The following is a 5,000-nucleotide window of genomic DNA, read 5'->3' as shown; positions in this document are numbered from 1 at the left end:
GTTTAATTCGAAGATACGCGAAGAACCTTACCTGGGCTTGATATCCTAAGAACCTTATAGAGATATGAGGGTGCTAGCTTGCTAGAACTTAGAGACAGGTGCTGCACGGCTGTCGTCAGCTCGTGTCGTGAGATGTTGGGTTAAGTCCCGCAACGAGCGCAACCCACGTATTTAGTTGCTAACGGTTCGGCCGAGCACTCTAAATAGACTGCCTTCGTAAGGAGGAGGAAGGTGTGGACGACGTCAAGTCATCATGGCCCTTATGCCCAGGGCGACACACGTGCTACAATGGCATATACAATGAGACGCAATACCGCGAGGTGGAGCAAATCTATAAAATATGTCCCAGTTCGGATTGTTCTCTGCAACTCGAGAGCATGAAGCCGGAATCGCTAGTAATCGTAGATCAGCCATGCTACGGTGAATACGTTCCCGGGTCTTGTACTCACCGCCCGTCACACCATGGGAGTTGATTTCACTCGAAGCCGGAATACTAAACTAGTTACCGTCCACAGTGGAATCAGCGACTGGGGTGAAGTCGTAACAAGGTAACCGTAGGAGAACCTGCGGTTGGATCACCTCCTTTCTAGAGTACAAAGTAATAAGTCTCACAACTATTACTTCAATATATAAACTCAATTGATTCTTGTTTAGATTTCAAAGATTGATGATAAAGCTAATTGTTTATGGGGAATTAGCTCAGCTGGGAGAGCGCCTGCTTTGCACGCAGGAGGTCAGCGGTTCGATCCCGCTATTCTCCACCATTTATTAAGGGCCTATAGCTCAGCTGGTTAGAGTGCACCCCTGATAAGGGTGAGGTCACAAGTTCAAGTCTTGTTAGGCCCACCATAAAAAAGATTTGAATAAAAAAGCTTTAAAATCTAAAGCAAGTATATAAAGTAGATAAAATATAAACTCTAAATACTTAGATTTATTTTTATCTTTAGCTATAAAAGAATATACTTTAATAGATATAAATAGCATATACATTATGTATTTATATTTATAATGATTATATTAATATATACTTCCTTTAGGTTTTAAACCTAAATGTTCTTTTTAATTATCATTGTTAAGAGTCACAAGCAAGTTTTAATAAAAACAATTTTACAGGACTTGTTAAAGGATAAAACCTATTTATCTTTTCTTTGGTTTAACTTATATCTTTTAATTATCTTTATCTTTAAAATAAAGAGAATATTAGATTTAAGATTTGTAAATTAAAGACAAGTTTCAAACTCACAGCTTAGTTAAGACTAAATCATTTAGTTTTATATTAAGTGTTTGAATGCTTTCCGTCTTAAGATAAAGAAGTCTTATCATAAAAACTTTAACAAGGAAGTGATGCGTTTTAGAATCAATAAAAAAGGTAGAAGTTAGGTTATATCTAACTTTTATGCAAATTGTTTTTTTAGCGATTAAGAATTGAAGCTTTATCTACGTTAATTTTTTAATGAATGTTTAGTTTATTTCGTTTTAAGCCTAATATCTTTTAGGTTGGCGGGGTAGGCCTTTAGCTTTGGTTCTTTAGGATGAGCTTTGCTCATCTGCTAAAAGAACATCAAAAGGTAAGCTACTAAGAGCGAATGGTGGATGCCTTGACTGGTAAAGGCGATGAAGGACGTACTAGACTGCGATAAGCTACGGGGAGCTGTCAAGAAGCTTTGATCCGTAGATTTCCGAATGGGGCAACCCAATGTATAGAGATATACATTACCTATATAGGAGCGAACGAGGGGAATTGAAACATCTTAGTACCCTCAGGAAAAGAAATCAATAGAGATTGCGTCAGTAGCGGCGAGCGAAAGCGCAAGAGGGCAAACCCAGTGCTTGCACTGGGGGTTGTAGGACTGCAATGTGCAAGAGCTGAGTTTAGCAGAACATTCTGGAAAGTATAGCCATAGAGGGTGATAGTCCCGTATGCGAAAAACAAAGCTTAGCTAGCAGTATCCTGAGTAGGGCGGGACACGAGGAATCCTGTCTGAATCCGGGTCGACCACGATCCAACCCTAAATACTAATACCAGATCGATAGTGCACAAGTACCGTGAGGGAAAGGTGAAAAGAACTGAGGTGATCAGAGTGAAATAGAACCTGAAACCATTTGCTTACAATCATTCAGAGCACTATGTAGCAATACAGTGTGATGGACTGCCTTTTGCATAATGAGCCTGCGAGTTGTGGTGTCTGGCAAGGTTAAGCAAACGCGAAGCCGTAGCGAAAGCGAGTCTGAATAGGGCGCTTAGTCAGATGCTGCAGACCCGAAACGAAGTGATCTATCCATGAGCAAGTTGAAGCTAGTGTAAGAACTAGTGGAGGACTGAACCCATAGGCGTTGAAAAGCCCCGGGATGACTTGTGGATAGGGGTGAAAGGCCAATCAAACTTCGTGATAGCTGGTTCTCTCCGAAATATATTTAGGTATAGCGTTGTGTCGTAATATAAGGGGGTAGAGCACTGAATGGGCTAGGGCATACACCAATGTACCAAACCCTATCAAACTCCGAATACCTTATATGTAATCACAGCAGTCAGGCGGCGAGTGATAAAATCCGTCGTCAAGAGGGAAACAACCCAGACTACCAGCTAAGGTCCCTAAATCTTACTTAAGTGGAAAACGATGTGAAGTTACTTAAACAACCAGGAGGTTGGCTTAGAAGCAGCCATCCTTTAAAGAAAGCGTAATAGCTCACTGGTCTAGTGATTTTGCGCGGAAAATATAACGGGGCTAAAGTAAGTACCGAAGCTGTAGACTTGCACACAACTTAGATTATTTAAGTTTAGAATATGAGAAACTAAGTTATATGTTTTAGTTATATTTTTACTGATTTTTATAGAGTAAAGATAGAAATAAAACTTAGTAAAATCAATAAAAATATTCTTAGGCTAAAGTTAAGTAGTTTAAGTTGTGTGCAAGTGGTAGGAGAGCGTTCTATTTGCGTCGAAGGTATACCGGTAAGGAGTGCTGGAGCGAATAGAAGTGAGCATGCAGGCATGAGTAGCGATAATTAATGTGAGAATCATTAACGCCGTAAACCCAAGGTTTCCTACGCGATGCTCGTCATCGTAGGGTTAGTCGGGTCCTAAGTCGAGTCCGAAAGGGGTAGACGATGGCAAATTGGTTAATATTCCAATACCAACATTAGTGTGCGATGGAAGGACGCTTAGGGCTAAGGGGGCTAGCGGATGGAAGTGCTAGTCTAAGGTCGTAGGAGCTTATACAGGCAAATCCGTATAAGAACACTCCGAGAACTGAAAGGCTTTTTGAAGTCTTCGGATGGATAGAAGAACCCCTGATGCCGTCGAGCCAAGAAAAGTTTCTAAGTTTAGCTAATGTTGCCCGTACCGTAAACCGACACAGGTGGGTGGGATGAGTATTCTAAGGCGCGTGGAAGAACTCTCTTTAAGGAACTCTGCAAAATAGCACCGTATCTTCGGTATAAGGTGTGGTTAGCTTCGTACTAGGATTTACTCCGAAAGCGAAGAAACTTACAACAAAGAGTCCCTCCCGACTGTTTACCAAAAACACAGCACTCTGCTAACTCGTAAGAGGATGTATAGGGTGTGACGCCTGCCCGGTGCTCGAAGGTTAATTGATGGGGTTAGCATTAGCGAAGCTCTTGATCGAAGCCCGAGTAAACGGCGGCCGTAACTATAACGGTCCTAAGGTAGCGAAATTCCTTGTCGGTTAAATACCGACCTGCATGAATGGCGTAACGAGATGGGAGCTGTCTCAAAGAGGGATCCAGTGAAATTGTAGTGGAGGTGAAAATTCCTCCTACCCGCGGCAAGACGGAAAGACCCCGTGGACCTTTACTACAGCTTGACACTGCTACTTGGATAAGAATGTGCAGGATAGGTGGGAGGCTTTGAGTATATGACGCCAGTTGTATATGAGCCGTTGTTGAGATACCACTCTTTCTTATTTGGGTAGCTAACCAGCTTGAGTTATCCTCAAGTGGGACAATGTCTGGTGGGTAGTTTGACTGGGGCGGTCGCCTCCCAAATAATAACGGAGGCTTACAAAGGTTGGCTCAGAACGGTTGGAAATCGTTCGTAGAGTATAAAGGTATAAGCCAGCTTAACTGCAAGACATACAAGTCAAGCAGAGACGAAAGTCGGTCTTAGTGATCCGGTGGTTCTGTGTGGAAGGGCCATCGCTCAAAGGATAAAAGGTACCCCGGGGATAACAGGCTGATCTCCCCCAAGAGCTCACATCGACGGGGAGGTTTGGCACCTCGATGTCGGCTCATCGCATCCTGGGGCTGGAGCAGGTCCCAAGGGTATGGCTGTTCGCCATTTAAAGCGGTACGCGAGCTGGGTTCAGAACGTCGTGAGACAGTTCGGTCCCTATCTGCCGTGGGCGTAAGAAGATTGAAGAGATTTGACCCTAGTACGAGAGGACCGGGTTGAACAAACCACTGGTGTAGCTGTTGTTCTGCCAAGAGCATCGCAGCGTAGCTAAGTTTGGAAAGGATAAACGCTGAAAGCATCTAAGCGTGAAGCCAACTCTAAGATGAATCTTCTCTAAGCTCTCTAGAAGACTACTAGTTTGATAGGCTGGGTGTGTAATGGATGAAAGTCCTTTAGCTGACCAGTACTAATAGAGCGTTTGGCTTATCTTTAATAAAGCATCACTTCCTTGTTAAGGTTTTTAGAAGACTTTGAATATAGATAATATTTAGAGTTTAATAGAAATCTTTCAAGTAGAGTTTGTATTAGAACTTGCTCTTAACATTGTTTTTTAAGTATTCTATATAAAAACTTATCAAAGATAAAAGATAAGTAAAGAAGAAAGAGAATAAAGAAAAAAGTAAAGGAATAAAAGATTAAGTTTTATTCTTAAATTCAATCTTTCAAAGAATATTTAAATAACAATGTCCGTGATTATACAGATGTGGAAACGCCTTGCTCCATCCCGAACCAAGAAGCTAAGCACATCGTGGGTGATGATACTACGCCTTACTGGCAGGGGGAAAGTAGCTCATTGCGGACTTGTTAA

General features: G+C 42.0%; 2 tRNA genes and 3 rRNA genes (1 of these 5 running past the window's edge). All 5 read left to right on the top strand.

Annotated features, from left to right (window positions below):
• Window positions 1–586, top strand: a 16S ribosomal RNA gene (locus tag AJ930_RS01205) (it extends 927 nt beyond the left edge of the window).
• 102 nt (window positions 587–688) lie between these two features.
• Window positions 689–764: transfer RNA gene (locus AJ930_RS01200), tRNA-Ala, on the top strand.
• Window positions 765–772: 8 nt separating this feature from the next.
• Window positions 773–849, top strand: a tRNA-Ile gene (locus AJ930_RS01195).
• Window positions 850–1,566: 717 nt separating this feature from the next.
• A 23S ribosomal RNA gene (locus AJ930_RS01190) occupies window positions 1,567–4,623 on the top strand.
• Window positions 4,624–4,877: 254 nt separating this feature from the next.
• Window positions 4,878–4,994, top strand: a 5S ribosomal RNA gene (rrf, locus tag AJ930_RS01185).
• The 16S, 23S and 5S rRNA genes sit together here with 2 tRNA genes alongside, the layout of an rRNA operon.
• Window positions 4,995–5,000 lie beyond the last annotated feature (6 nt).

Source organism: Campylobacter sp. BCW_6871, assembly GCF_001762325.1.
Classification (GTDB): domain Bacteria; phylum Campylobacterota; class Campylobacteria; order Campylobacterales; family Campylobacteraceae; genus Campylobacter_D; species Campylobacter_D jejuni.
The sequence above is the reverse complement of the archived record's forward strand: the minus strand, read 5'-3'. Positions and strand labels throughout refer to the sequence as shown.